This window comes from Aquitalea sp. ASV15 (assembly GCF_016429115.1).
Taxonomy (GTDB): Bacteria; Pseudomonadota; Gammaproteobacteria; order Burkholderiales; family Chromobacteriaceae; genus Aquitalea; species Aquitalea magnusonii.
This window is the reverse complement of record NZ_JAELTZ010000022.1, coordinates 32,641-57,514: the sequence shown is the minus strand read 5'-3', so window position 1 is coordinate 57,514 and position 24,874 is coordinate 32,641. Positions and strand designations below refer to the sequence as shown.

Genomic DNA, 24,874 nt, shown 5'->3' with positions numbered 1-24,874 from the left:
TCTCCTCTGCTTGGGGTCGTCACAGGGCTGCTAATGCCTGCCCTTTTCTTGTCCGGTCATGCCCGACGAACAAGCATGGCAAGACCGGTGGAAAGGTCGCGCAGCGGCGCCAGCCGCCACGCAGCGCAACAGATGTCATGGCTGAGCGGCCAGCATGCGGCGTATGGCATCGCGCAGCGCCTGGTACATGCGCGCCGTCTCGCGGCCCTGCGGCCAGAAGCGCAGGCAGCCATGCAGTAGCCCGTGGCCGACATGACATTCCGCCGCAATGCCTTGCGCCCGCAGGCGCTGCACATAAAGCAGGCCATCGTCACGAAGTGGGTCGTACTCCGCCACTGCAACAAAGGCCGGGGGCAGCGCGCTCAGATCGCCCGCCGCCAGGGGTGCCAGCCGTGGATCGGCATGCAGTGCCGGGTCGGCTGCGTACTGCGCCAGGTAATAGCGCATGTCAGCGCGGCTGAGCAGCGGGGCATCGGCATGTTCACTGGCCGCAGGCTCGGTCGGCACGGCCGCCAGTGCCGGGTAGAGCAGCGCTTGCCCGCACAGCGGCGGACCAGGCCTGCCACGGGCCGCCAGGCATAGTGCTGCGGCCAGATTGCCACCGGCACTGTCACCGGCAACCACGACACGGGCGGTGTCGATACCCAGCCCGAGGCCATCCAGCCGCAGCGCGTCCCATACCGCCAGGCAATCCTCGAAGGCGGCAGGAAACACATGCTCCGGAGCCAGGCGGTAATCGACCACCAGCACAGCCGCGGCACACTGCAGCGCCAGCGGTGCCGCGATAACGACATGGGAATCCAGTCCACCGAGCATCCAGCCGCCGCCATGCAGATACAGCACACAGGGCCAACCGGCAGGCGGTCTGTCCGCCGCGGGGCGGTACAGGCGCAAGGGGATGGCCCTGCCGGCCACCGGCAACGCAAGCTCGGTCACCTGCAGCCCCGCCGGTAGCGGCGGGGTGAAGTAACGGCACAGGGCATCGTAGGCGACACGCATTTCGGACAGGCTGTCGTCAGCGGGCTGAAACAGGGCGCACTGCTTGACAAAAGACTGCATTTCCGCAGAAAGCTGATAGCGACTGGCCATGGCCGGGCTCAGGAGCTGGACTGGTTGCTGGCCACGGCAGGGGGTGGCTGTTCGCCTATCTGGTGTGCCGGGACCGCACCATAATCTTCATGCAGCCACTTGAGCAGGCCATACACCATCACCAGCGTGATCAGGGCAAAGGGGATGGCCGTCACAATCACCGTGGTCTTCATGGTATTGAGCGGTGCCTTGGCAAAAATCATCGCCAGCGGCACCAGCGTGAGCATGACGCACCAGAACAGGCGGTCGATGGGGGATGGGTCCTCCCCTTCGGCCAGGTTGCGGGTACAGGTGGCGGAGACGGCATAACCTACCGCATCCATGTGCGCGGCCAGAAAGATCGCCATCACCGCCAGAAAGAAGGCCATCACCACACGGCCAGCGGGCAATAGCGCCAGCAACTGCGCAATAGCCGATTCCCCTCCCTCGGCCTGCAATACCTGCGGCACCGCCACCAGGCCATTGATGAAGCTGTGCACGCTATAGCTTTCCAGCACGCCGTAAACAAACCAGATGCCGGCACAGCCGCCAAACATCATGGCCAGCAGTACCTCACGGATGGTGCGGCCGCGGGAAACGCGGGTGACAAACAAGGCCACTCCCGGTGCATAGGAAATCCACCACAGCCAGTAAAACACCGTCCACTCACGGGTAAACTTGCCGTCGCCCAGCGGGTCGGTAAACAAGCTCATGTCGACAAAACTGCTGAGCATCAGCCCCAGGCTGGACAAGACATTACTGGTAATGAAGTGGGTTGGCCCCAGCAGATACACATAAGCGGCCAGTGCCAGCACGCCCCAGCACACCATCTGGCTCAGGCGCTTCATGCCGCCATCCATGCCCACCCAGGATGACAGGGTAAACAGCACGGCAACTGAAAGAATCACCACCAGCTGCGTGACAAAACTATCCGGAATGCCGGTTAGCGTGGATAGCAAGCGGGTAAAGGTGGTGGCGGTCAGCACCAGGGAAATGGTCAAGGCCCCGAACATGCACAGCATGAACAGCAAATCCACCAGGCGGCCCAGCGGGCCGTCAGACCGACGACCGGTAATGGCGGCAACGATGGCCGCCAGGCTCAAGCCCTTGTTTTTGCGCACGTGATAGTAGTAACACATGGCCACCGAGCCCACGGCATACATGGCCCAGGCACTCAGGCCGGAATGAAACAGCGAATAAGCCACACTGTATTTCAGCGCCTGCGGCGATGCCGGCGGCAGGTTCAGACCGGGGGTCTGGTAGTAATACGCCCAGTCCAGAAAGCCCCAGTACAGGGCGGACGAGCCCATGCCGGACATGATGAACATGAAAATCCACGACAAGGTGGAATAATCCGGGCCGCCTTCGCCCAGACGGATCTGCCCGTACTTGCTCAGCGCCAGCCAGGCAACAAACAGCACCGAGCCAAAGGCAAACAGCAAGATCGGCGAGGCAAATACATTGGTACACCAGGTCATCAATCGATCCGCCACCTCGATCGAAGCCTGCGGCATGGCGATCATCACCACCACCATCACCATCACGATCAGCAAACTGACCAGTGCCAGCGGCACATCGCGCCGGCTGTGTGTGAGCTTGTGCATCTTGCCTCCCTGCTGCCAGGCCCAGGCCCGGCCTGATTCGGAAATAAGGAAATTACGCTGTCCTGCCCGTACGCCGTGGCTCAGTCTTCCACCGCCAGCGGAGCCTGCATGACAGCTGCGGCAATGGCCTGGCCCAGCTCGGTGGTGCTGGCCCGGCCCCCCAGATCAGCGGTCAGCGGACCGCTCAGCAGCACAGACTCGATGGCCCGCATGATGGCATCGTGGGCGGCGCGGCAAGGCCCCTGGCTGTGGCCAAGAAAATCCAGCATCAGCGCACCTGACCAGATCATGGCGATGGGGTTGGCGATGTTTTTGCCGAAGATATCCGGCGCAGAACCGTGTACCGGTTCAAACAGGGAGGGGAAACGGCGCTCGGGATTGAGATTGGCCGACGCAGCCAGGCCAATGGTGCCGGTACAAGCCGGGCCGAGGTCGGACAGGATGTCGCCAAACAGATTGGAAGCCACCACCACATCGAAGCGGTCGGGCTGCAATACAAAACGTGCAGCCAGAATATCCACATGCTGCCGTTCCCATTGCACCTCCGGGTAGTGCTGTGCCACCGCCGCCACCCGCTCATCCCAATAGGGCATGCTCACCGCGATGCCGTTGGATTTGGTGGCGGCGGTCAGCTTTTTGCGCGGCCTGCTTTGTGCCAGGGCAAAAGCGTGATGCAGGATGCGATCCACGCCATGACGGGTAAATATTGCTTGCTGCAACACCAGCTCGCGTTCCGTTCCTTCGAACATGCGGCCACCGACTGCGGAGTACTCGCCCTCGGTATTTTCCCGCACCACCAGGAAATCGATCTCACCCGGCTGACGATTGGCCAGCGGACAGGGCACACCGGGCAGCAAACGCACCGGACGCAGATTGACGTATTGGTCGAACTGGCGGCGGAACTTCAACAGCGAACCCCACAGCGACACATGGTCCGCCACCTTGTCCGGCATGCCGACGGCTCCGAAATAGATGGCGTCAAAGCCGCGCAAGGTGTCGAACCAGTTGTCTGGCATCATCTGGCCGTGTTGCAGGTAGTAGTCACAGCTGGCCCAGTCAAACCGGCTAATCGACAAGTCGATGTCAAAGCGCCTGGCCGCCGCCTCCAGCACCCGCAAGCCTTCCGGTAGCACTTCCTGCCCGATGCCATCGCCTGCGATGGCGGCAATCCTGTAAGCCCGCATCCTGCCCTCCTCTGTTCTTTCGTCGTAATGACTTTGTACTTCGAGGCCTAGCATGGCGGAAAACAAAGCCCGGATAATTGGCTGATCCGTGCATACAGAAAACACGAAACATGAAGGATCTGCTGCAGCTTGAAGATTTGCGGGTATTTTGCCTGGTCGTGCGCAAGGGCGGATTTGCTGCGGCCGCCGAAGCCATGGCCGCCTCGCCGGCCTATGTCAGCAAACGCATTCGCGTGCTGGAGCAATGCCTGGATTGTCGTCTGCTGGACCGCACCACCCGGCGCATTGCCATGACCGAGCGGGGAGAACGCATCTACCAATGGGCGGGCAAAATACTGCAGGACGTGGAACAGATGAGCGTGGAGATCGGGAGTGCGCGGGAGCAGCCGCGCGGCATCATCCGCATCAGCAGCAGCTTTGGTTTTGGCCGGGTGCATCTGGCACCGGCACTGGGCGAACTGGCAGGACACTACCCGGAGCTGAACATCCGCTTCGAAGTGGCCGATTGTCTGATCGACCTGGCCCAGGAAGGCATCGACCTGGACATCCGCGTGGGCAACGAGATTGCCCCGCAGCTACTGGCGCGCAAGCTGGCGGATAACCGACGCATCCTGTGTGCGGCGCCGGCTTATGTGGCAAGACATGGCGCTCCGGCCACGCTCAATGCACTGAGCCGGCACAATTGCCTGGTCATCAAGGAAAGGGATCATCCCTTCGGGGTATGGCGGCTGACCGGCCCGCAAGGGGAATGCAGCATCCGGGTGCAGGGTGCGCTGGCGGCCAACCATGGCGAAGTGGTACACCAGTGGGCCTTGCAGGGCCACGGCATCATGTTGCGCTCGCTATGGGATGTGGCCGGCGAGCTGGAACGGGGAGAACTGGTACGGGTATTGCCCGATTACTACCTGCAGGCTGATATCTGGGCGGTGTATCCGGAAAAGCTGGCCAGCTCGGCCAAGCTGCGTGTCTGTGTCGAATTCATCCAGCAGTATTTCCGGCGCAGCCGGCTGGCGTGATGCCAGCCCGTCGCTGCATTTGCCGGCCCGCGCCGCTATTTCGGCTTGCGCAAGCTGGCCGGGGTATGGCCGGCCGGGCTGTCCGGCCCGTCTTCATCCTCATCATCCTCAGCCGCATAGGGCTGCGGCTTGACACCAGGCAGGTCGACTGGCGGCGGGGCCTTGGACAGTCTGGCCAGTGAACCGATGGTGGACATCACCAGCGCCACGATGACAAACAGCCAGAACCAGGTGGAATGCAGAATATCCATGGCCTCTTCCTTCAAGGGTTCTCCTGCCAGCGGCCGGCAGGCATCCGGCCGCTGGCAAGCAAAGCTCAGCCGCGACGCAGCACACGCGCTGCATCCAGCGCGAAGTAAGTCAGAATGCCATCCGCCCCGGCACGCTTGAAGGCCAGCAGGCTTTCCATCATGCATTTCTCTTCGTTCAGCCAGCCATTCTGGAAGGCGGCCTTGAGCATGGCGTATTCACCAGACACCTGATAGGCATAGGTCGGCACGCGGAAGGTGTCTTTCACGCGGCGGATCACATCCAGATAAGGCAGGCCCGGCTTGATCATCACCATGTCGGCGCCCTCCTCCAGATCCATGGCCACTTCCTGGATGGCCTCGTCCAGGTTGGCCGGGTCCATCTGGTAGTTGTACTTGTCGGCCTTGCCCAGATTGGCGGCTGAACCTACGGCATCGCGGAAGGGGCCATAAAAGGCGGAAGCGTACTTGGCGGAGTAAGCCAGTATCTTGGTATGGATGAAGCCGGCTTCTTCAAAGGCATCGCGCAGCGCGCCAATGCGACCGTCCATCATGTCGGACGGGCCAAACACGTCCACACCGGCTTCGGCGTGGCACAAGCCCTGACGGATCAGCACTTCGGTGGTTTCGTCATTCAGCACATAGCCATTGTCATCGATCAGGCCATCCTGACCATGCACGGTATACGGGTCCAGTGCGCCATCCGTCATCACGCCCAGTTCGGGAAAGCGCTGCTTGAGCGCACGCACCACGGTGGGTACCAGGCCATCCGGGTTATAGGCTTCCTGTGCGGCATTGTCCTTGCCGGTTTCAATCACCGGGAACAGCGACAGCATCGGGATGCCCAGTTCCAGGGCTTGTTCGGCGGTATACAGCAGCTTGTCCAGGCTCTGGCGCACCACGCCCGGCATGGAAGCGACCGCCTGCTCGCGATTCTCGCCTTCCAGCACAAATACCGGATAGATCAGGTCATTGGTGGTCAAGACGTTCTCACGCATCAGGCGGCGGGAAAAATCATCCTTGCGCATGCGGCGCATGCGGGTGGCGGGGAAATAGCGGTTGGCAAAAATCATGGGATTTCCATCACAGTGACAATAGCAATGCCGGGAATTGTACGCCTGTTGCCGCCGGCTGGCAGTGTCATTCCCATGCGCAGCGGCCACGGGGCCGATGTGTTGCGCCCTGCAGGGTCTGCCGGGCGGGCGCCCGCGGCAATAGCAGGTGATACATCAGGAAAAATCATACCAAGCATTCTTGTCACTCATGGCGGCTGGCGCTAAATGTTGTGTAAAAACAGCATTTTTATAAGACAAAATGTCTAATTTGCCAAAATGCAACAGTTAAAATACTTAGCAAAACGCGGGTTCATGCTGAAAAACAACAATGAAAAACAATATTCACCGGATGGACATTGAACTTTAAAACAAACGCAAGCATTTGTTTTAAAACAATAAAATATAACAAAACACATGAAATTAGTCCATTTGCACTGATTAATCAGGCAAATTCTCATGGCAATTTGTTAATAAATGTTCATTGACGGTTACAAAGGTGTTTCGCACACTCAGCCCCGTTGGTGAAATCAAGTTTTCACATGGCTTGCTTTACACCGCGCCCAGCCTGCCAACAGATCAGGCAGGCCAGAAAAAACTACTAAAGGATTTAGAGGAATGAAAAAACTCGTACTCGTTGCTGCCATCGCAGCCGCCATGCCGGTACTGGCCCAGGCCGACGTGACCATCTACGGCTCCGTGCGCGCCGGTATCGACAGCCTGAAATACAATGGCCAGACCACCACCGGTGTTGATGACTACAACAGCCGCATCGGCTTCAAGGGTAGTGAGGATCTGGGGAACGGCCTGAAGGCGGTATGGCAAGTGGAAAACGGCTTTGCTGTTGATGGCGTAGCCAGCAAGTCGGGCTCCGGCACCGGCACCCTGGCCAACCGCACCAGCTTTGTCGGCCTGGAAGGCAGCTTTGGTAAAGTGACCCTGGGCAATCAGCTGGACATCTTCAGCGAAACCGAAGCCACCGACAACCTGTATGGCCCGCGTCGTGATTCGATGGGCATTCCCTTCCCGCTGTATGAAGGTACTGACGTGTTTGGTGCTTACGGCGATGGCTTCACCAAGAACGGCATCCGCTATGACAGCCCGGACCTGAACGGCTTTACCGCCATTGTTGAATATGGCGCAGGCGAAGGCCGCTCCAGCACCACCGGCAAGCAGACCGGCAATAACTTCGGCGCACGTCTGGCTTATACCCATTCCGGTTTCTTTGGCGCCTATGCCAACATGACCCAGCTGAACGTGCTGGGTTCGGACAAGAACAGCACGGTACATCGTGTTGAATTCGGCTACGACGCCAACAACCTCTACCTGGCGGCCACCGTACAAAAGGCAACGCTGTATGGCGATGCCTGGGCCAAGAACACAGACGGCAGCTATGCCATCTCCAATCTGGCCAGCTTCGGCATCGCCAATACCGGTCTGAACAAGCTGAACAGCCACTCCTGGGCCATCAATGCTGCCTACACCATTGGCGCCTTCAAGCCGTCCTTCGTTTACTCCAAGCGCAGCGGTGTCAAGGTGGATGGTCAGTCGCAAGACTGGGGTGCCAGCCAGTGGGCAGCCGCCGTCGACTACAGCCTGAGCAAGCGCACCATGGTGCAGGCCGGCTACGGTCAAGTGAAAGAAAACGATGGTGCCGCCTCTGCGCTGGGCATGAGCGACGCCAAGACCACCCTCACCTGGCTGATGCTGAAGCACAACTTCTAAGCCGTGCTGCCTGGCTGGTTCCTTTGAAGAAAGTTCTTTGCCACCGCCTGGTCGCGGTGGCTTTTTTCATTTCGTCGTCCGGCACAGGCTCAAAAAACAAAACCCCCGGAAAACCGGGGGTTGTTCAACAAGGTCTGCACGCAGGGCCAGACGCGGTTTGCCAGCTTACTCGAAGAAATCGCGCAGCTTGTCCATGAAGGATTTGGAGCGCGGATTATGCATGGCCACGTCGCCCTGGCTGATGGCTTCAAATTCGCGCAGCAATTCTTTCTGGCGCTCGGTCAGCTTGACCGGGGTTTCCACCACCACATGGCAGTGCAGATCGCCATAGTCGGTGCCACGTACAGCCTTCACGCCCTTGCCACGCAGACGGTATACCCGGCCGCTTTGCGTTTCGGCAGCAATCTTCACCTTGGCCATGCCATCCAGGGTGGGGATTTCCACCTCGCCACCCAATGCGGCTGTCGCGAAGGAAATCGGCATCTCGCAATGCAGGTCCATGCCATCGCGCTGGAACACCGCATGCTGCTTGATGTGAGTGACCACATACAAATCACCAGCCGGGCCGCCATTCTGCCCCGGTTCGCCTTCGCCGGACAGGCGGATGCGGTCGCCCTCGTCCACGCCAGCCGGAATCTTCACGTTCAGGGTCTTGGTGGTCTTCTTCTGACCAGCACCATGGCAGCTGGTGCAAGGATCGCTGATCTGCTTGCCGGTGCCGTGGCAGGTCGGGCAGGTTTGCTGGATGGAGAAGAAACCCTGGCTCATGCGTACCTGACCATGGCCACCGCAGGTGGAGCAGGTCTTGGGCTGGGTGCCCGGCTTGGCACCGGTGCCGTGGCACACTTCGCAGTCTTCATGCGAGGGGATGCGGATCTGCTTTTCGCAGCCACGCGCCGCTTCTTCCAGCGAAATATCCAGGTTGTAGCGCAGGTCGGCACCACGATAGACATTGGAACGGCCACCGCCCGCACCGCCCCTGCCACCGCCGAAGATGTCGCTGAAAATATCGGCGAAATCGCCAAAGCCACCAAAACCGGCACCACCACCACCAGCGCCGGCTTGCGGATCTACCCCGGCATGGCCGAACTGGTCGTAGGCGCCACGCTTCTGGCTGTCAGAGAGGATTTCATAGGCCTCTTTGACTTCCTTGAATTTCTCTTCGGCTTCCTTGCTGTCCGGATTGCGGTCCGGGTGATATTTCATCGCCAGCTTGCGGTATGCCTTTTTGATGTCGTCCTCGGAAGCATCACGATTGACGCCGAGCACATCATAAAAATCTCTTTTGGACATAGTGTTTCACTCTCTGGCCGCGACCAGCGGTGCGGCAGGCAATGATCTTCTTGATACGGCAAAGGCACAGAGGCCGGTGGAGCAGTCTCCGCCATTCCCTGTGCCTCGTTCAGTCAGCAAGCCTGTGGCTTACTTTTTGTCTTTTACTTCTTCGAACTCGGCATCCACCACATCGCCTTCGTCCTTGGCCTTGCCGGCATCGGCGGCACCCTGACCCGCCTCAGCCTGCTGTGCCTGGGCATACATGATTTCGCCCAGCTTCTGGCTGGCCTTGGCCAGTTCTTCAGTCTTGGCTTCGATCACTGCCTTGTCTTCGCTCTTCACCACTTCTTCCGCGGCTTTGACAGCGTCTTCGATCTTGGCCTTTTCCGCGGCGTCGATCTTGTCGCCGTGCTCTGCCAGCGACTTCTTCACGCTGTGGATCAGACCTTCGGCCTGGTTGCGGGCAGTCACCAGCTCGTGCAGCTTCTTGTCTTCCTCGGCATTGGCTTCGGCATCCTTCACCATGCGCTGGATTTCCTCTTCCGACAGACCGGAAGAAGCCTGGATGGTGATGTTGGCCTGCTTGCCGCTGGCCTTGTCCTTGGCCGATACGTGCAGGATACCGTTGGCATCGATGTTGAACTCCACTTCGATCTGCGGAATGCCACGCGGTGCCGGCGGAATGTCACCCAGATTGAACTGGCCCAGGCTCTTGTTGGCGGCAGCCTTTTCACGCTCGCCTTGCAGCACATGGATGGTCACCGCAGTCTGGTTGTCATCCGCCGTGGAGAAGGTTTGCGATGCCTTGGTCGGGATCGTGGTGTTCTTCTGGATCAGCTTGGTCATCACGCCGCCCAGGGTTTCGATACCCAGCGACAGCGGGGTCACGTCCAGCAGCAGCACGTCCTTGCGGTCACCCGACAGTACCGAACCCTGGATCGCTGCACCAACGGCCACGGCTTCATCCGGGTTCACGTCCTTGCGCGGTTCCTTGCCGAAGAATTCCTTAACGGCATCCTGTACTTTCGGCATACGGGTCTGACCACCCACCAGAATCACGTCGGTGATGTCGGACAACGATACGCCAGCATCCTTCAATGCCACGCGGCACGGTTCGATGGAGCGGGTGATCAGGTCGTCAACCAGGCTTTCGAACTTAGCGCGGGTAATCTTCATCGCCAGGTGCTTCGGACCGGTGGCATCCATGGTGATGTACGGCAGGTTCACCTCGGTCTGAGTGGCGCTGGACAGCTCGATCTTGGCTTTTTCAGCGGCTTCCTTCAGACGCTGCAGGGCCATTACATCGTTCTTCAGGTCCACGCCCTGTTCGCGCTTGAATTCGGTCACGATGTAGTCGATCAGGCGCTGGTCGAAGTCTTCACCGCCCAGGAAGGTGTCACCGTTGGTGGACAGCACTTCGAACTGGTGCTCGCCGTCAACGTCGGCGATTTCAATGATGGAGACGTCGAAGGTACCGCCACCCAGGTCGTATACGGCGATCTTACGGTCACCTTCCTGCTTGGCCAGACCAAAGGCCAGGGCAGCTGCGGTCGGTTCGTTGATGATGCGCTTCACTTCCAGGCCGGCGATACGACCGGCATCCTTGGTGGCCTGACGCTGGCTGTCGTTGAAGTAGGCCGGTACGGTGATCACCGCTTCGGTCACTTCTTCACCCAGGTAGTCTTCGGCAGCCTTTTTCATCTTGCGCAGCACTTCTGCGGAGATTTGCGGCGGAGCCAGTTCCTGATCGCGTACCTTGACCCAGGCGTCGCCATTGGGCGCCTTCATGATCTGGAAAGGCATCAGGTCGATGTCTTTTTGTACTTCCTTGTCTTCAAAGCGGCGACCGATCAGGCGCTTGGCGGCGTACAGGGTGTTCTTCGGATTGGTGACAGCCTGACGCTTGGCCGGTGCGCCAACCAGGATCTCGCCATCGTCCAGATAAGCGATGATGGACGGGGTGGTGCGTGCGCCTTCGGCGTTTTCAATGACTTTCGGGTTGCCGCCTTCAACTACGGCTACGCAGGAGTTGGTGGTGCCCAGATCGATACCAATGATTTTGCCCATATTCCTTATTCCTTTATCTCAATTCGTTGCGACTGCGGCCAAACGCTGATAGCCGTGGCCTGTTGTTTTCATAGGTATTGGCTATGCTGTCTTTTTCAAGTGGCTGCCAAGAACCTTTTTATGACTCTCGTGTCAGGCTTTGGCCTTGGCCACGATCACCATGGCCGGACGCAGCGTGCGCTCAGCCAGTTGATAGCCTTTTTGCAGCACCCGTAACACCGTATTGGCTTCAGCGTCGGATTCTTCCGCGCTCATGGCCTGGTGTAGATGCGGATCCAGCTTGTCGCCTACCGCCGGGGAGATTTCCTTGATCTGTACCTTGTCAAAGGCGGCCACCAGTTGCTTCAGCGTCATGTCCACGCCCATCTTCAGGGTGTCGATCTGGCCGCTCTGATCCAGCAGCGCCATTTCCAGGTAGTCCTTTACCGGCACCAGCTCCTGGGCAAACTTGTTGATGGCGTACTTCTGGGTATTAAGCAGCTCTTCGGCATTGCGGCGACGCTGGTTTTCCTGATCGGCACGGCTGCGCAGCAGTTGATCCTGCAGTTCGGCAAGCTGTGCTTCCAGTGCGGCGATGCGCTGTTCGGCGGTTTGCTCGACAGTCTGTTCGCTGGCTGCTGCGTTGATGGTTTCGTCGACCGCGGCTTCGTTGGTCGCGTTGTTCTGGTTTTCCTGCATGGCAAGACCTCAAGTGAATCAGCTTTTAACGATGTCCCGATGCCAGATAAGGTCTCTCTGCGGGAATTCAAGTCCCGGTTCTTGCCCAGGGTTCACAACCGCTGTGACCAGCGCTCACCGCACAGTGCGTTTTCGGACTTTTCTTTTCGCAACTGCAACAAAAACTGGGCGATCAATTATTCATTTTTCGCCACAATTGTCACCTTCTGAACATCGTGTTTTTTTCGGTGTTGCACCGCACACAAGCGATTTTTTTTGTGCTTATAATGGGCCACACACGCTGAATGACCCACCCGAGCAAAGCCGTTATCCGCGGGCTTTTGGTGGTCAGAACGGGCAACAGGCAAAAACCGTTGTCAACAAAATCACTCCGGAAAAACCGGAATGTCATTTGGCCAGAGGATTGCCGGAATTCACCGGACTGCAGAGAAAACTATTCGAGAAGGGTTTGAACATGACTACTCGCGAACAACGTATCGCCGCCATTCAACATGACTGGGACACCAACCCGCGCTGGAAAGGTATCAAGCGTGGTTACACCGCCGCCGACGTAGAGCGTCTGCGTGGTTCGGTGCAAGTGGAACACACCCTGGCCCGCCAAGGCGCCGAGAAACTGTGGAACCTGGTCAACAACGAACCCTACATCAACTGTCTGGGCGCCCTGACCGGTGGTCAGGCCATGCAGCAGGTCAAGGCTGGCATCAAGGCCATTTACCTGTCCGGCTGGCAAGTGGCTGCTGACAACAACGAATACTCCGCCATGTACCCGGACCAGTCGCTGTATCCGGTGGACTCGGTGCCGAAGGTGGTGGAGCGTATCAACAATGCCTTTACCCGCGCCGACGAAATCCAGCACTCCAAGGGTGTGGAAAAAGGCCAGCCGGGCTTTGTTGACTACTACGCGCCCATCGTGGCCGATGCCGAAGCCGGTTTCGGTGGCGTACTGAACGCCTACGAACTGATGAAGGCCATGATCCGCGCTGGCGCGGGTGGCGTGCACTTCGAAGACCAACTGGCCTCGGTGAAGAAATGTGGCCACATGGGCGGCAAGGTACTGGTACCGACCCAGGAAGCCATCCAGAAGCTGATCGCCGCCCGTATGGCTGCCGACGTGTACGGCGTGCCGACCCTGGTGATTGCCCGTACCGACGCAGAAGCTGCTGACCTGATCACCAGCGACTACGACGCCAACGACAAGCCTTTCCTGACTGGCGAGCGCACTGCCGAAGGCTTCTACAAGACCAAGAAGGGTCTGGAACAAGCCATCAGCCGCGCCGTGGCCTACGCTGACTACGCCGACCTGGTATGGTGCGAAACCGGTACGCCGGATCTGGAATTTGCCCGCAAGTTTGCCGAAGCGGTACACGCCAAGCACCCGGGCAAGCTGCTGGCCTACAACTGCTCGCCGTCCTTCAACTGGAAGAAGAACCTGGACGATGCCACCATCGCCAAGTTCCAGCGCGAACTGGGTGCCATGGGCTACAAATACCAGTTCATCACTTTGGCTGGTATCCACAACATGTGGTACAACATGTACGACCTGGCACAAGACTACGTTGCCCGCGGCATGTCGGCTTATGTGGAAAAGGTACAAGAGCCGGAATTCGCCGCTCGCGAACGTGGCTACACCTTCGTATCCCACCAGCAGGAAGTGGGCACCGGCTACTTCGACGACATCACCACCGTGATCCAGGGCGGCCAGTCCAGCGTGACCGCGCTGACCGGTTCCACCGAAGAAGAGCAGTTCCACTAAGCAAAGCACGCCGGCTGCCGCCGGAAGCGCAGCAACAACCCGCCGCAAGGCGGGTTTTTTATTGCCCGCACGACATGACCTACGTGGTGAAAACGCCACAGCATATTCTACATAATGTAAAATAACCGCTCTGAGAAATTAATATTTTTACAATTAGTCCAATAAATTAGCTGATAAAAATATAAAAGTAAGGCTTCCAATAAAAAAATATGACTTTCTGTCAAACTTCTCTGCAAGCCACCAGCTCATCATGCCCTTGCAAAGGAGATCCCCATGCTAGCCTTCCCCGCCAATCGCTATCCAGCCTTTCAGCCCTGGCCTCTGCCTGACCGGCAATGGCCGTCACGTCGTCAGACACAAGCCCCCATCTGGCTCAGTACCGATCTGCGCGACGGCAACCAGGCCCTGGCCGAACCACTGACAGTCGCGCAGAAACTGCACTTTTTCGACCTGCTCGTGCAATGTGGTTTCAAGGAAATCGAGGTTGCCTTCCCTGCAGCCTCGCAAACCGATTTCGATTTTGTGCGCTGTTTGATCGAAGAAGGCCGGGTCCCCGACGATGTCACGCTGCAGGTGATTACCCAATCGCGTGCCGATTTGATTGCCCGCACCTTCGATGCCTTGCACGGCGCGCGGCGCGCCATCGTCCACCTCTACAACGCCACCGCACCCGCTTGGCGCGAAATGGTATTTGGTCTGGATGTCGCCGGTGTAACCCAACTGGCAGTGGATGGCTGCCGCCTGATACGCGAACACACGCAGCAACAGCCAGACACGGAATGGGTATTCCAGTACTCACCAGAAACCTTTTCCGCCACCGAACCAGAGGTGGCGCTTTCCGTATGCACCGCCGTCATCGATTGTTGGGGACCCACGCCAGGCAAACCGATGATCCTCAATCTGCCGGCAACCGTTGAGATGTCAACGCCCAATACCTATGCCGACCAGATCGAATGGCTATCGCGCCGCTTGCCGTACCGAGACAGCCTGATTCTCAGCGTGCACCCCCACAATGACCGGGGTAGTGCCGTAGCGGCGGCCGAGCTGGCCATGCTGGCAGGAGCACAGCGTGTGGAAGGCTGCCTGTTTGGCAACGGTGAACGCACCGGCAATGTCGACCTCGTAACCCTGGCGCTCAATCTATACAGCCAAGGCATTTCACCTAGCTTGGATTTTTCCGACATCGACAGCCTGCGTCGGCAAGTGGAAGACTTTCTGCAATTGCCGGTACACCCACGCCACCCCTACGCCGGCGAGTTGGTTTATACCGCATTTTCTGGTTCGCATCAGGACGCCATCCGTAAAGGCTTTGCACAGCAGAAGGCGGACGAGCCATGGCGCCTACCCTATCTGCCGATAGACCCGGCCGATGTAGGCCGAAGCTATGAAGCGGTGATCCGCGTCAACAGCCAGTCTGGCAAGGGCGGCATAAGCTGGCTACTGGAACGGCACTATGGATTGCGCTTGCCACGCGCCTTCCAGACCGACCTCAGCCGCCGGGCACAACAGGCCGCCGACAGCAATGGCAAGGAACTGGAGCCCGTCGAGCTGTACGCCTTGTTTGAAGCAGCCTACCTGAGGCCGGCCAGCAACTGGCGCTATCAGGCTCATTCATTAAGCAGCGCAGCAGACGGCACCGTCACGCTGGAAGTGCAACTGCTCACGGCCACTGGCCCATGCACTCTGCACGGCAGCGGCACCGGGCTGATCAGCGCCTTGCTCGACGCCTTGCCGCAGACAGTACAGGTGGTGGATTATCAGGAGCATGCTCTGGCCAGCGGCGCGGATGCCACTGCCATCTGCTATGTGGAGCTGATGTTGCCCCAAGACAAAGGTATGCTGGCAGCGGCAAGGGATTCGGATGTGGAGCGCGCGGCCCTGCGCGCCGTACTGGCCGGACTTAGCAGCGAACCAGCGGTCATCCACATGGCGGCGGCTACGTGATCATTTAGCTGAGCTAAACAATTTATTCATCCGGCAGCGCTTTTTCTTACACAATTTCGCACCAATACTATGCACATCCGGCCTGCCATCTGGCAGGCCGCATCACGTCTCATCGAATCTTCGTCACGAAAGGCAAGAACATGGCAAAAGTCGTCGTCGTTTATCACTCCGGTTACGGTCATACCCAGCGCGTTGCCCAGCAAGTGGCCGCCGGTGCCCATGCCGAACTCATCGCCATCGATGCCGAAGGCAATGTGCCGGACAGCGCCTGGGATACCCTGGCCGCTGCCGACGCCATCATTTTTGGCTCCCCCACCTATATGGGCAGCCCGAGCTGGCAGTTCAAGAAATTTGCCGATGCCAGCTCCAAGGCCTGGTTTACCCGAGCCTGGCAGGACAAGGTGTTTGGCGGTTTTACCAATAGCGCCAGCCTGAACGGCGACAAGCAGGTAGCGCTGATCAATCTGCAGACCCTGGCTTCGCAGCACGGCGGCATCTGGGTCAGCCTGGGCCTGCTGCCCAGCAACAGCAAGGCGGCAGCGCGTACCGACGTCAATAACCTGGGCGGTTCGGTTGGCCTGCTGGTGCAATCCCCGTCGGATGCCAGCGTGGATGAAATCCCGCAAGGTGATCTGGACACTGCCAAGCAATACGGCGCGCGCGTGGCTGCCATCGCCGCCAAGCTGCGCGGCTGATCCGGCCGATTGCAGATGTAAAAAAAGCCACCGTTACCGGTGGCTTTTTCATGGGCCATGTCTGGCTCAGGACGGTTTGTGCAGGTGGGAGTGCTTGCGCGAATAGCCGAAGTACACCACCAGGCCAATCACCAGCCATACCACGAAGCACAGCCAGGTCAGTGCCGACAGCTGCGCCATCAGGAACACGCAGAAGATCACCGCCAGCGCCGGGATATAAGGGACGCCCGGGCAGACAAACTTGCGCGGCAGGTTGGGTTCGGTCTTGCGCAGCTTGATGATGGCAATGGCAATCAGCGAGAACGCCGCCAGGGTACCGATGTTCACCAGCTCGGCCAGGGTGTGCAGCGGAATGAAACCGGCAATCAGCGCAATGATGGTGCCGATCAGCCAGGTGGCCTTGTACGGCGTGCCGTATTTGGGGTTCACCTCGGAGAAGATCTTCGGCAGCAGGCCATCGCGGCTCATGGCGAACAGGATGCGGGTCTGGCCGTAGGTCATCACCAGAATCACCGTCAGCATGCCCAGAATGGCACCCAGGTCGACAAAGCCGGCAAACCAGTCCAGCTTGGCCACTTGCAGGGCCAGCGATACCGGGTGGTCGATGCCGGCAAACTGGGCGTAAGGCACGATGCCGGTCATGATGGCCGACACGATGACATACAGGATGGAGCAGATGGCCAGCGACCAGATCACGCCCTTGGGAATGTCACGCGCCGGGTCTTTCACTTCCTCTGCCGCGCAAGTGACGGCATCAAAACCCAGGAAGCTGAAGAATACGATGGCCGCGCCATGGAACACGCCGTTCATGCCATAAGGCAGGGCCGGGCTCCAGTTGACCGGCTTGACGTGCCAGATGCCGATGGCGATGAACATCAGCACCACGGCCACCTTGATCAGCACCACGATATTGTTGACCCGCTTGGATTCCTTGATGCCAAAGGCCAGCAAGGCGGTGATCAGCATGGCGATGGTAAAGGCCGGCAGGTTGAACAGGGTGCTCTTGCCCGGTACGGCACCGGCAGCGGCGGTCAGGGCCTCCGGCAGGTGTACACCAAAACCGCCCAGCAGGCTCTGGAAGTAGCCGGACCAGCCCACGGATACCGCCGAGGAGGCCAGCAGGTATTCCAGCATCAGGTCCCAGCCGATGATCCAGGCGATCAGCTCGCCCAGCGTGGCATAAGCATAAGTGTAGGTGGAGCCGGAAATCGGCAGCATGGCCGCAAATTCGGCATAGCACAGTGCGGCAAAACCGCAGGCAAAGGCGCCGATGATGAAGGACAGCACCAGGCCCGGACCGGCCACGGTGGCACCGGTGCCGGTCAGCACGAAAATGCCGGTGCCGATGATGGCGCCGATCCCCAGCATGGTCAGGTCGAAAGCCGTCAGCTCCTTGCGAAGCCCTTTGGCGGTCTGGGCAAATTCCAGCATGCCCTGAACGCTCTTCTTGCGCATCAAACTCATGTTCAGACTATCCTGTGTGCGCCGTTCCCCTTGCCATGTTTGGGCAGCGGGGTAGCCGGCGTTGATGATCATACTCAGCCCTTCCGTGGCTGCCCCGTCTGTTGCCGGTTCGTGACCGACACCTCAACGCAGGGCACTGCAACGGAAAACGCGCGATCTTACAGGAAGGGGGGAACAGTTCAAGCCATAAAATCGGACAAAGTGTATCCATTATCCATTACCGGGCAGTTCTGGCAGCAGGATTTGCTGCAAAGCTGTCATAAGTCTGCAAGACAAGGCAGTTAATGGCGCTATCCGACCAATAATCCGGTAGAAATTGCCAAAAAAACGCAATGCCATGCCTATTTGACCGCAGTTTGCCCTGGTGCAAGCCTGGCTCACCCGGATGCAAGCCAATGCAACAACCTGCCATGACAGCCGACTGAATCAGCGGCAGGCGTGGATGCGGGCATCGCCAGACATGGCGGGGAAAGCCACAGGCATGGCAGTCGGCCGGGAACTGCCGCAGCGGCCAGGCAGGCGCGCAATGCCGCTGCTCAATCCCAATAGCCCGGCGCGGTATAAATCTGCCGCAGATGCTCGATGAAATGCCGCACCCGTGCCGGCAGAAAGCGTCGCTGCGGCACCACCGCATACACCGGGTAGTCCGGTGCGGCAAACTGATCCAGCACCGTGACCAGCCGCCCTTCCGACACATCATCCTTCACTTCCCACAGCGAGCGCCAGGCCAGGCCCAGGCCCTGCAAGGCCCAGTCGTGCAGCACGGCACCGTCATTGCACTCCTGCCGCCCGGACACGCGCAGGTTGATCAGCTCGCCATCGCGCTCGAAGCTCCAGCCACGGCTCTGGCTCTCGCCCAGCGACAGGCAGTTGTGGCTGGCCAGCTCGTCCAGCGTGCGCGGAATGCCATGTCGTGACAGATAGGCCGGCGAGGCCACCACCACGCGGCGGTTTTCCGCCAGTCGCATCGCCACCAGCGAGGAGTCGGCCAGATCAGAAATACGGATGGCGCAGTCAATGCGTTCGCGCTGCAAGTCGATCAGCCGGTCAGACAAGTCCAGCGTCACCCGAATATCCGGCTGCGCCAGCTGAAAGGCCGCAATATGCGGGGCCACATGGCGCCGGCCAAACCCGGCTGGTGCCGACACGCGCAAATGGCCACGCGCCCGACCGCTGCCGGAGGCCACCGCCGCCTCGGCCTCGGACAGCTCGGACAGGATGCGCTGGCAGTCTTCAAAAAACGCCGCTCCCTCCTGCGTCAGGGTCACGCTACGGGTGGTACGCACCAGCAATTTCACCCCCAGCCGCTCCTCCAGCGCATCCAGCCGCCGCCCTATCATGGCCGGCACCACCCCTTGCTGGCGTGCAGCGGCCGACAGGCTGCCGTGATTGACCACGGCGACAAAGGTTTCCAGCTGCTTGAATTCGCTCATTGCATACTTGAAAGTAAAAGATGTTATGCCTATTTATGCATTTTTTTTTACTGTTTGGCTAGATACACTGGCTGTCATCGCAATGCAGCATTTTGATCAATCAGGACGGTAGTCCGCCGCCCACGGCAATTCAATCAGGAGCAAGCACATGGCTGTCACCCTTCCGCAAGGCGTGGAAATCCTCGCCCCGCTGACCCCGGCGTTTGAAGAAATCCTCACTACCGAGGCGCTGGCCTTTGTGGCCAAGCTGCACCGCCAGTTTGAAGCGCGCCGCCGCGAACTGATCGCCGCCCGCGTGGTACGCCAGGCCGAACTGGATGCCGGCAAGCTGCCGGACTTCCTGCCGGAAACCGCCGCCATCCGCGCTGGCGACTGGAAGATTGCCCCGCTGCCGCAGGATTTGCTGGACCGCCGCGTGGAAATCACCGGGCCGGTTGACCGCAAGATGATGATCAATGCGCTGAATTCCGGTGCCAAGAGCTTCATGGCCGACTTCGAGGACTCCAACTGTCCGAGCTGGGAAAACCAGATCAGTGGCCAGATCAATGTGCGCGATGCCTATCGCAAGACCATTTCCTTTGCCAATCCGGACGGCAAGCAATACCGCCTGAACGATAGCGTGGCCACGCTGATCCTGCGTCCGCGCGGCTGGCACCTGATGGAAAAGCACGTCACCGTGGATGGCGAGATTGTCTCGGGTTCGCTGTTCGACTTTGCCCTGTCCTTCTTCCATAACATCGCCTATCTGCAAAGCGTGGGCAGTGCCACCTATTACTACCTGCCGAAGATGGAAGGCCATCTGGAAGCACGCCTGTGGAATGATGTATTCGTGTTTGCCCAGAACGAGCTGGGTATCCCGCAAGGCACAATCAAGGCCACCGTACTGATCGAAACCATTCTCGCGGCTTTCGAGATGGACGAAATCCTCTACGAACTACGCGAACACAGTTCCGGCCTGAATGCTGGCCGCTGGGACTACATCTTCAGCTGCATCAAGAAGTTCAAGCAGAACCGCGACTTCTGCCTGGCCAACCGCGCACAGATCACCATGACCGTGCCCTTCATGCGTGCCTATGCCCTGCTGCTGCTGAAAACCTGCCACCAGCGCAACGCACCGGCCATTGGCGGCATGGCGGCGCTGATTCCGATCAAGAACGATCCGGTTGCCAATGAAAAGGCACTGGGCGGTGTGAAGGCCGACAAGGACCGCGATGCCACCGACGGCTACGACGGCGGCTGGGTAGCGCACCCGGGGCTGGTGCCGATTGCCAACGAAGCCTTCAGCCGCGTGCTGGGCGATGCGCCTAACCAGATTGCCAAGCAGCGCCCGGATGTGAACGTTACCGCTGCCGATCTGCTGAACTTCCAGCCGGAAGCGCCGATCACCGAAGCCGGCCTGGCGATGAACATCAATGTGGGCATCCAGTATCTGGGCTCGTGGATTTCCGGCAACGGCTGCGTACCGATCCACAACCTGATGGAAGATGCTGCTACCGCAGAAATCTCCCGCTCGCAGATCTGGCAGTGGATTCGCAGCCCCAAGGGCGTGCTGGATGATGGCCGCAAGGTGACGGTGGAACTGTTCCGCGAACTGCAGGCCGCGGAAGTGGCAAAGCTGAAAGCCGAATACGGCAGCCGCTGGACCAAGCAATACGAAGACGCGGCCGGCATGTTCGACCTGCTGACCACCTCGGACGACTTTGTCGAGTTCCTGACCCTGCCAGGCTACGACTACATCGATTAAACGATCGACCCTATAGCTGGCAATTTGCCAGCTTACACTCATGCGGCCCGTGATCCGGGCCGCTTTTTTTATGCCTGCCCGCCGAATCGGCAACTTCCTGTCTCCAATATCCAATTTCAGCCATTTTATTGCGCACCGCAGCAAGAAAAATCTTTGGCATTGGAATAAAATTGCGCGAAATAAACATTTTCCAAAAAAATCTATCCTGACTCACAAGGAAACGCCATGTCCCTACGCCATCGCCAACTGCTGGCCGCTACCGCTGCCGTGTTGTCCCTGTCTGCCGCCGCGGCGGAAATGCAATCTGTCGCCATCACCGCCATCGTCGATCACCCGGCACTGGATGCCGCCCGCAAGGGGATTACCGATGAACTGAAAGCCGCCGGTTATGGTGAGGACAAGGTCAAGGTGCAATACCAGAGCGCCCAGGGCAACCCGGCCACGGCCGGCCAGATCGCCCGCAAATTCGTCGGTGACAAGCCGGACGTCGCCGTCGCCATCGCCACCCCGTCCGCCCAGGCCCTGGTGGCCGCCAGCAAGACCCTGCCCATCGTGTTCACTGCCGTCACCGATCCGGTGGCTGCCAAGCTGGTGAGCAGCTGGAAACCCAGTGGCAGCAATGTCACCGGTGTATCCGACATGCTGCCGCTGGGCCCGCAGGTGGACCTGATCCTGAAAGTGAAACCGGCCGCCAAGCGCATCGGCATGGTTTATAGCCCGGGTGAAGTCAACTCCACCATCGTGGCCAAAGAGCTGAAGGCCGAGCTGGCCAAGCGCGGCATGACCCTGGTGGAAGCCCCGGCCGCCCGTACCGTCGACGTGGCCCCGGCCGCCAAGAGCCTGATCGGCAAGGTGGATGCCATCTACACCAGCACCGACAACAATGTGGTGTCCACTTACGAATCGCTGGTGGCTGTAGCCAACCAGGCCAAGCTGCCGCTGATTGCCTCGGATACCGATTCGGTCAAGCGTGGTGCCATCGCCGCCCTGGGCATGAACTACTACGACATGGGCCGCCAGACCGGCAAGATCGTCATCCGTATCCTGAAGGGTGAAAAGCCCGGCAGCATTGCCCCGGAAGTGGGCAGCAAGCTGAGCCTGACCGTTAACCCGTCTGCCGCCATGAAGCAAGGTGCCCCGCTGTCAGCCACCCTGCTGAAAGAAGCCCAGAACACCGTCAAGTAAGCAATAGCTGCGCAACGCTGCCCTGATGGCCTGATGGTCGTCGGGGCTTTGTCCGTTATCACCGCCCTGCCTGCCCTGGCAGGGCCCGCCGGCTCCCCCATCCGGGCCGCCGGTTTGTCGTAGAGGTTTTCATGTCCCTGATTTCACTGATGGGCGCGCTGGAAATCGGCCTGATCTTTGCGCTGGTCGCACTGGGCGTGCTGATTTCCTTTCGCCTGCTCAATTTCCCCGATCTCACCGCTGACGGCAGCTTCCCGCTGGGCGGTGCCGTCGCCGCCGTATTGATTGCCGGCGGCCATGACCCGTGGCTGGCCTGTGGCCTGGCCGCCATCGCCGGCGCCGCCGCCGGCTGGCTCACCGCCTGGCTGAACGTACGGCTGGGCATCCTGCAATTGCTGGCCAGCATCCTGGTGATGATTGCGCTGTACTCGATCAACCTGCGCATCATGGGCGCGCCCAATATCGCGCTGATCGGCCTGCCCACTGTGTTCACCCCCTTTGTCAGCACCGTCAATGACAATGCCTGGCTGATCCAGCCGGCGGTACTGGCCGTCATCGTGGTCTTGGCCAAGCTGTTGCTGGATGCCTTCTTTGCCTCCGAAGCCGGACTGGCGCTGCGCGCCACCGGCGCCAATCCGCGCATGGCGCGTGCCCAGGGCATCTCCACCGACCGCATGACGCTGGCCGGCATGGCGCTATCCAATGCGCTGATTGCCCTGGCCGGCGCCCTCTATGTGCAAACCCAGGGTGGTGCCGACATCTCCATGGGTATCGGCACCATCGTGGTCGGCCTGGCGGCGGTGATCATTGGCGAAACCCTGCTGCCGCCACGCAGCCTGTGGCTGGTGACACTGGCCACCGTGCTGGGCGCCCTGCTCTATCGCCTGCTGATTGCCCTGGCCCTGAATGCCGACTTCATCGGCCTGCAAGCGCAGGACCTGAACCTCATTACCGCCGTGCTGGTGGGTCTGGCGCTGGTACTGCCCAAGATCAAGGCCAAACTGCGCAACAAGCAAGGAGGACGCACCGCATGATGCGCGCCGACAATCTGTTCAAAACCTTCAACCCCGGTACGCCGCTGGAAAACCCGGTGCTGCGCGGCCTGTCGCTCACCATCGAATCCGGCCAGTTCGTCACCGTGATCGGTAGCAATGGCGCGGGCAAATCCACCTTTCTCAATGCCATCAGCGGCGATATCAGCCCGGATAGCGGCAGCCTGTTTATCGATGGCCAGGATGTGACACGCCAGACGGCCTGGCAACGCGCCGGACTGGTAGCCCGTGTGTTCCAGGACCCGCTGGCCGGCACCTGCGAAGGCCTGTCCATCGAGGAAAACCTGGCGCTGGCCATGCAGCGCGGCCAGGGGCGCGGTCTGTCACGGGCAGTGAAAGCCAGCTATCGCGAACAATTCCGCGCCAAGCTGGCCACCCTGCAACTGGGGCTGGAAAACCGGCTGGGCGACCGCATGGGCCTGCTCTCCGGTGGCCAACGCCAGGCAGTGAGCCTGCTGATGGCCTCCTTGCAGCCTTCGCGCCTGTTGCTGCTAGACGAGCACACCGCTGCGCTCGACCCCAAAACCGCCGCCTTCGTGCTGCAACTGACCGACCGCATCGTCAGCGAAAACCAGCTGACCGCGCTGATGGTGACCCACTCCATGCGCCAGGCGCTGGATCATGGCCATCGCACCGTGATGCTGCATCAGGGCCGGGTGGTGCTGGATGTCAGCGGTGAGGAGCGCAGCCGCATGGATGTGCCCGACCTGCTGGCCATGTTCGAGCAGACTCGGGGCGAAAAGCTGGACGACGACGCCCTGTTGCTGGGCTGAGCCTGCGCAAGATCGTTGGCTGGGACAGTACAGCCCAGCCAACGACCATTTTCTTGTCATAAAAACGAACCTTCTGCAGCAACTCTGCTCAAAAGCCTGTTTGAAAACATCAGCAGGGAGCTTGCATGAACAACTACCTCATCCCCGCCCTGATCTGGGCCAGCCTGTCCGGGGTGTCGGCCATGGCCAGCGCGGCCGACACTATCGAATTGCGTCTTTCCGCCTCAGCCCAGCAGGAAGTGGCCAATGACCAGCTGCAGGCCACACTGTATTTGCAGGACAGGAGCGAGCAGCCCGCGCTGCTGGCAGACCGCCTGAACAAGGGCATTGCCCGTGGCCTGGCGGCCGGCAAGGCTTACCCGCAGGTGGAGCTGAGTAGCGGCAGCTACAATAGCTGGCCCAGCTATGACAAAGGCGGCAAGATCAATGGCTGGCAAGGCCGGGCGGAAATCCGCCTGAAAAGCCGCAACATGACGCAGGCGGCGGAACTGGTCGCACAATTGCAAAAAACCATGCTGCTGGAGGGTGTGCAGTTCAGTGTTTCCGATAATGCCCGCCACGCCGCTGAAAAAGCCATGATTCCGGCCGCACTGGCAGAAATGCAGCAACAAGCCGATATCACCGCCAAAACCCTGGGGAAAAGCCGGGTCACCATCAAGGAACTGGAATTCGGCAATGCCGCCCCGGCTTATCGCCCCCCCATGCTGATGCGGGCCGCCGCCGCGCCCATGGCCAAGGAGATGGATGTGGCCCAGCCAGACTGGCAGCCGGGGCAAAGCCAGCTGCAGCTGCAGATTACCGGCAAGATCGAACTCGACTAGCTCACACTCAACTAGGGCTTTATGCATGCGCAGCCATGCGCTAAAGTAAGCACATAACGGGCTGAGTTCATCAGCCCGCTTTTACGATCCGCC

General features: G+C 59.8%; 20 protein-coding genes. 10 read left to right on the top strand and 10 right to left on the bottom strand.

Translation table 11 applies throughout. The annotated features are described in order from the left end of the window. Positions 1-135: 135 nt before the first annotated feature. The 3 genes from JHD64_RS11805 to JHD64_RS11795 form a co-directional block, all read right to left on the bottom strand. Positions 136-1,089 carry an alpha/beta hydrolase gene (locus JHD64_RS11805; RefSeq protein ID WP_199053345.1) on the bottom strand — a complete coding sequence of 318 codons (954 nt, stop codon included), beginning with the start codon at positions 1,087-1,089 and terminating at the stop codon, positions 136-138. Between the two features lie 8 nt (positions 1,090-1,097). Beyond that, positions 1,098-2,672, bottom strand: coding sequence for a BCCT family transporter (locus JHD64_RS11800; RefSeq protein ID WP_059286442.1), 1,575 nt, complete (start codon positions 2,670-2,672; stop codon positions 1,098-1,100). An 80-nt stretch (positions 2,673-2,752) separates the two neighbouring features. Continuing rightward, a complete protein-coding gene (locus tag JHD64_RS11795; protein ID WP_199053344.1) occupies positions 2,753-3,856 on the bottom strand; it encodes a tartrate dehydrogenase in 1,104 nt (367 codons plus the stop codon). A 110-nt stretch (positions 3,857-3,966) separates the two neighbouring features. On the opposite strand from JHD64_RS11795, the gene JHD64_RS11790 reads away from it, so the two are divergent. Next, positions 3,967-4,872 (top strand): LysR substrate-binding domain-containing protein, encoded by a 906-nt coding sequence (locus tag JHD64_RS11790; protein ID WP_059286444.1) that lies wholly within the window; start codon positions 3,967-3,969, stop codon positions 4,870-4,872. 35 nt (positions 4,873-4,907) lie between these two features. On the opposite strand, the gene JHD64_RS11785 is transcribed toward JHD64_RS11790, so the two are convergent. Together JHD64_RS11785 and hemB are read right to left on the bottom strand one after the other, a co-directional pair. Beyond that, the gene (locus JHD64_RS11785) at positions 4,908-5,123 is read right to left on the bottom strand and encodes a hypothetical protein (RefSeq protein ID WP_146215988.1); all 216 of its coding nucleotides are present in this window, start codon (positions 5,121-5,123) and stop codon (positions 4,908-4,910) included. 65 nt (positions 5,124-5,188) lie between these two features. Further along, positions 5,189-6,193, bottom strand: coding sequence for a porphobilinogen synthase (hemB, locus tag JHD64_RS11780; RefSeq protein ID WP_199053343.1), 1,005 nt, complete (start codon positions 6,191-6,193; stop codon positions 5,189-5,191). A 597-nt stretch (positions 6,194-6,790) separates the two neighbouring features. Between hemB and JHD64_RS11775 the strand changes: the two genes are divergently transcribed. Continuing rightward, on the top strand, positions 6,791-7,897 hold the full coding sequence (locus JHD64_RS11775) for a porin (protein ID WP_199053342.1): 1,107 nt from the start codon (positions 6,791-6,793) through the stop codon (positions 7,895-7,897). 165 nt (positions 7,898-8,062) lie between these two features. Here JHD64_RS11775 and dnaJ read toward each other — a convergent pair whose 3' ends face one another. From dnaJ to grpE, 3 genes are all read right to left on the bottom strand, one after another. Next, the gene (dnaJ, locus tag JHD64_RS11770) at positions 8,063-9,190 is read right to left on the bottom strand and encodes a molecular chaperone DnaJ (RefSeq protein ID WP_059286448.1); all 1,128 of its coding nucleotides are present in this window, start codon (positions 9,188-9,190) and stop codon (positions 8,063-8,065) included. Positions 9,191-9,319: 129 nt separating this feature from the next. Continuing rightward, positions 9,320-11,239, bottom strand: coding sequence for a molecular chaperone DnaK (dnaK, locus tag JHD64_RS11765; RefSeq protein ID WP_059286449.1), 1,920 nt, complete (start codon positions 11,237-11,239; stop codon positions 9,320-9,322). 132 nt (positions 11,240-11,371) lie between these two features. Beyond that, positions 11,372-11,917, bottom strand: a complete 546-nt coding sequence (gene grpE / locus JHD64_RS11760; RefSeq protein ID WP_059286450.1) for a nucleotide exchange factor GrpE — start codon at positions 11,915-11,917, stop codon at positions 11,372-11,374. Between the two features lie 454 nt (positions 11,918-12,371). On the opposite strand from grpE, the gene aceA reads away from it, so the two are divergent. From aceA to JHD64_RS11745, 3 genes are all read left to right on the top strand, one after another. Then, positions 12,372-13,670 carry an isocitrate lyase gene (gene aceA, locus JHD64_RS11755; protein ID WP_045847570.1) on the top strand — a complete coding sequence of 433 codons (1,299 nt, stop codon included), beginning with the start codon at positions 12,372-12,374 and terminating at the stop codon, positions 13,668-13,670. Between the two features lie 273 nt (positions 13,671-13,943). Continuing rightward, a complete protein-coding gene (gene leuA, locus JHD64_RS11750; protein ID WP_199053341.1) occupies positions 13,944-15,614 on the top strand; it encodes a 2-isopropylmalate synthase in 1,671 nt (556 codons plus the stop codon). 140 nt (positions 15,615-15,754) lie between these two features. Further along, entirely contained in the window at positions 15,755-16,309 is a 555-nt protein-coding gene (locus JHD64_RS11745; RefSeq protein WP_059286451.1) for a flavodoxin family protein, read from the top strand. Between the two features lie 66 nt (positions 16,310-16,375). Here the strand turns inward: JHD64_RS11745 and JHD64_RS11740 are convergent, their stop codons facing one another. After that, the gene (locus JHD64_RS11740; RefSeq protein WP_059286453.1) at positions 16,376-17,773 is read right to left on the bottom strand and encodes an amino acid permease; all 1,398 of its coding nucleotides are present in this window, start codon (positions 17,771-17,773) and stop codon (positions 16,376-16,378) included. Between the two features lie 536 nt (positions 17,774-18,309). Beyond that, complete coding sequence (locus JHD64_RS11735) at positions 18,310-19,206, bottom strand: LysR family transcriptional regulator (RefSeq protein WP_199053340.1); 897 nt, start codon at positions 19,204-19,206, stop codon at positions 18,310-18,312. Between the two features lie 148 nt (positions 19,207-19,354). On the opposite strand from JHD64_RS11735, the gene aceB reads away from it, so the two are divergent. The 5 genes from aceB to JHD64_RS11710 all read left to right on the top strand — a co-directional run bounded on the left by aceB (position 19,355) and on the right by JHD64_RS11710 (position 24,781). Beyond that, the gene (aceB, locus tag JHD64_RS11730) at positions 19,355-20,950 is read left to right on the top strand and encodes a malate synthase A (RefSeq protein ID WP_110313612.1); all 1,596 of its coding nucleotides are present in this window, start codon (positions 19,355-19,357) and stop codon (positions 20,948-20,950) included. 225 nt (positions 20,951-21,175) lie between these two features. Further along, positions 21,176-22,135 (top strand): ABC transporter substrate-binding protein, encoded by a 960-nt coding sequence (locus JHD64_RS11725; protein ID WP_199053339.1) that lies wholly within the window; start codon positions 21,176-21,178, stop codon positions 22,133-22,135. Between the two features lie 131 nt (positions 22,136-22,266). Further along, on the top strand, positions 22,267-23,169 hold the full coding sequence (locus JHD64_RS11720; protein WP_110313613.1) for an ABC transporter permease: 903 nt from the start codon (positions 22,267-22,269) through the stop codon (positions 23,167-23,169). Next, positions 23,166-23,960, top strand: coding sequence for an ABC transporter ATP-binding protein (locus tag JHD64_RS11715; protein WP_059285766.1), 795 nt, complete (start codon positions 23,166-23,168; stop codon positions 23,958-23,960). Before JHD64_RS11720 ends, JHD64_RS11715 begins: the two co-directional genes overlap by 4 nt. 125 nt (positions 23,961-24,085) lie before the next feature. Then, positions 24,086-24,781: an SIMPL domain-containing protein gene (locus tag JHD64_RS11710; protein ID WP_199053338.1), complete on the top strand. Its 696-nt coding sequence runs from the start codon at positions 24,086-24,088 to the stop codon at positions 24,779-24,781. Positions 24,782-24,874: the final 93 nt, after the last annotated feature.

What these genes read in the sequence shown, in the direction of transcription:
- JHD64_RS11745 (WP_059286451.1), top strand. Translation starts at nt 15,755, where the DNA reads ATGGCAAAAGTCGTCGTCGTTTATCACTCCGGTTACGGTCATACCCAG.
- JHD64_RS11800 (WP_059286442.1), bottom strand. Translation starts at nt 2,672, where the DNA reads ATGCACAAGCTCACACACAGCCGGCGCGATGTGCCGCTGGCACTGGTC.
- dnaK (WP_059286449.1), bottom strand. Translation starts at nt 11,239, where the DNA reads ATGGGCAAAATCATTGGTATCGATCTGGGCACCACCAACTCCTGCGTA.
- grpE (WP_059286450.1), bottom strand. Translation starts at nt 11,917, where the DNA reads ATGCAGGAAAACCAGAACAACGCGACCAACGAAGCCGCGGTCGACGAA.
- JHD64_RS11710 (WP_199053338.1), top strand. Translation starts at nt 24,086, where the DNA reads ATGAACAACTACCTCATCCCCGCCCTGATCTGGGCCAGCCTGTCCGGG.
- JHD64_RS11720 (WP_110313613.1), top strand. Translation starts at nt 22,267, where the DNA reads ATGTCCCTGATTTCACTGATGGGCGCGCTGGAAATCGGCCTGATCTTT.
- JHD64_RS11735 (WP_199053340.1), bottom strand. Translation starts at nt 19,206, where the DNA reads ATGAGCGAATTCAAGCAGCTGGAAACCTTTGTCGCCGTGGTCAATCAC.
- JHD64_RS11795 (WP_199053344.1), bottom strand. Translation starts at nt 3,856, where the DNA reads ATGCGGGCTTACAGGATTGCCGCCATCGCAGGCGATGGCATCGGGCAG.
- JHD64_RS11785 (WP_146215988.1), bottom strand. Translation starts at nt 5,123, where the DNA reads ATGGATATTCTGCATTCCACCTGGTTCTGGCTGTTTGTCATCGTGGCG.
- aceB (WP_110313612.1), top strand. Translation starts at nt 19,355, where the DNA reads ATGGCTGTCACCCTTCCGCAAGGCGTGGAAATCCTCGCCCCGCTGACC.
- aceA (WP_045847570.1), top strand. Translation starts at nt 12,372, where the DNA reads ATGACTACTCGCGAACAACGTATCGCCGCCATTCAACATGACTGGGAC.
- JHD64_RS11775 (WP_199053342.1), top strand. Translation starts at nt 6,791, where the DNA reads ATGAAAAAACTCGTACTCGTTGCTGCCATCGCAGCCGCCATGCCGGTA.
- JHD64_RS11790 (WP_059286444.1), top strand. Translation starts at nt 3,967, where the DNA reads ATGAAGGATCTGCTGCAGCTTGAAGATTTGCGGGTATTTTGCCTGGTC.
- JHD64_RS11740 (WP_059286453.1), bottom strand. Translation starts at nt 17,773, where the DNA reads ATGAGTTTGATGCGCAAGAAGAGCGTTCAGGGCATGCTGGAATTTGCC.
- leuA (WP_199053341.1), top strand. Translation starts at nt 13,944, where the DNA reads ATGCTAGCCTTCCCCGCCAATCGCTATCCAGCCTTTCAGCCCTGGCCT.
- dnaJ (WP_059286448.1), bottom strand. Translation starts at nt 9,190, where the DNA reads ATGTCCAAAAGAGATTTTTATGATGTGCTCGGCGTCAATCGTGATGCT.
- JHD64_RS11715 (WP_059285766.1), top strand. Translation starts at nt 23,166, where the DNA reads ATGATGCGCGCCGACAATCTGTTCAAAACCTTCAACCCCGGTACGCCG.
- JHD64_RS11725 (WP_199053339.1), top strand. Translation starts at nt 21,176, where the DNA reads ATGTCCCTACGCCATCGCCAACTGCTGGCCGCTACCGCTGCCGTGTTG.
- JHD64_RS11805 (WP_199053345.1), bottom strand. Translation starts at nt 1,089, where the DNA reads ATGGCCAGTCGCTATCAGCTTTCTGCGGAAATGCAGTCTTTTGTCAAG.
- hemB (WP_199053343.1), bottom strand. Translation starts at nt 6,193, where the DNA reads ATGATTTTTGCCAACCGCTATTTCCCCGCCACCCGCATGCGCCGCATG.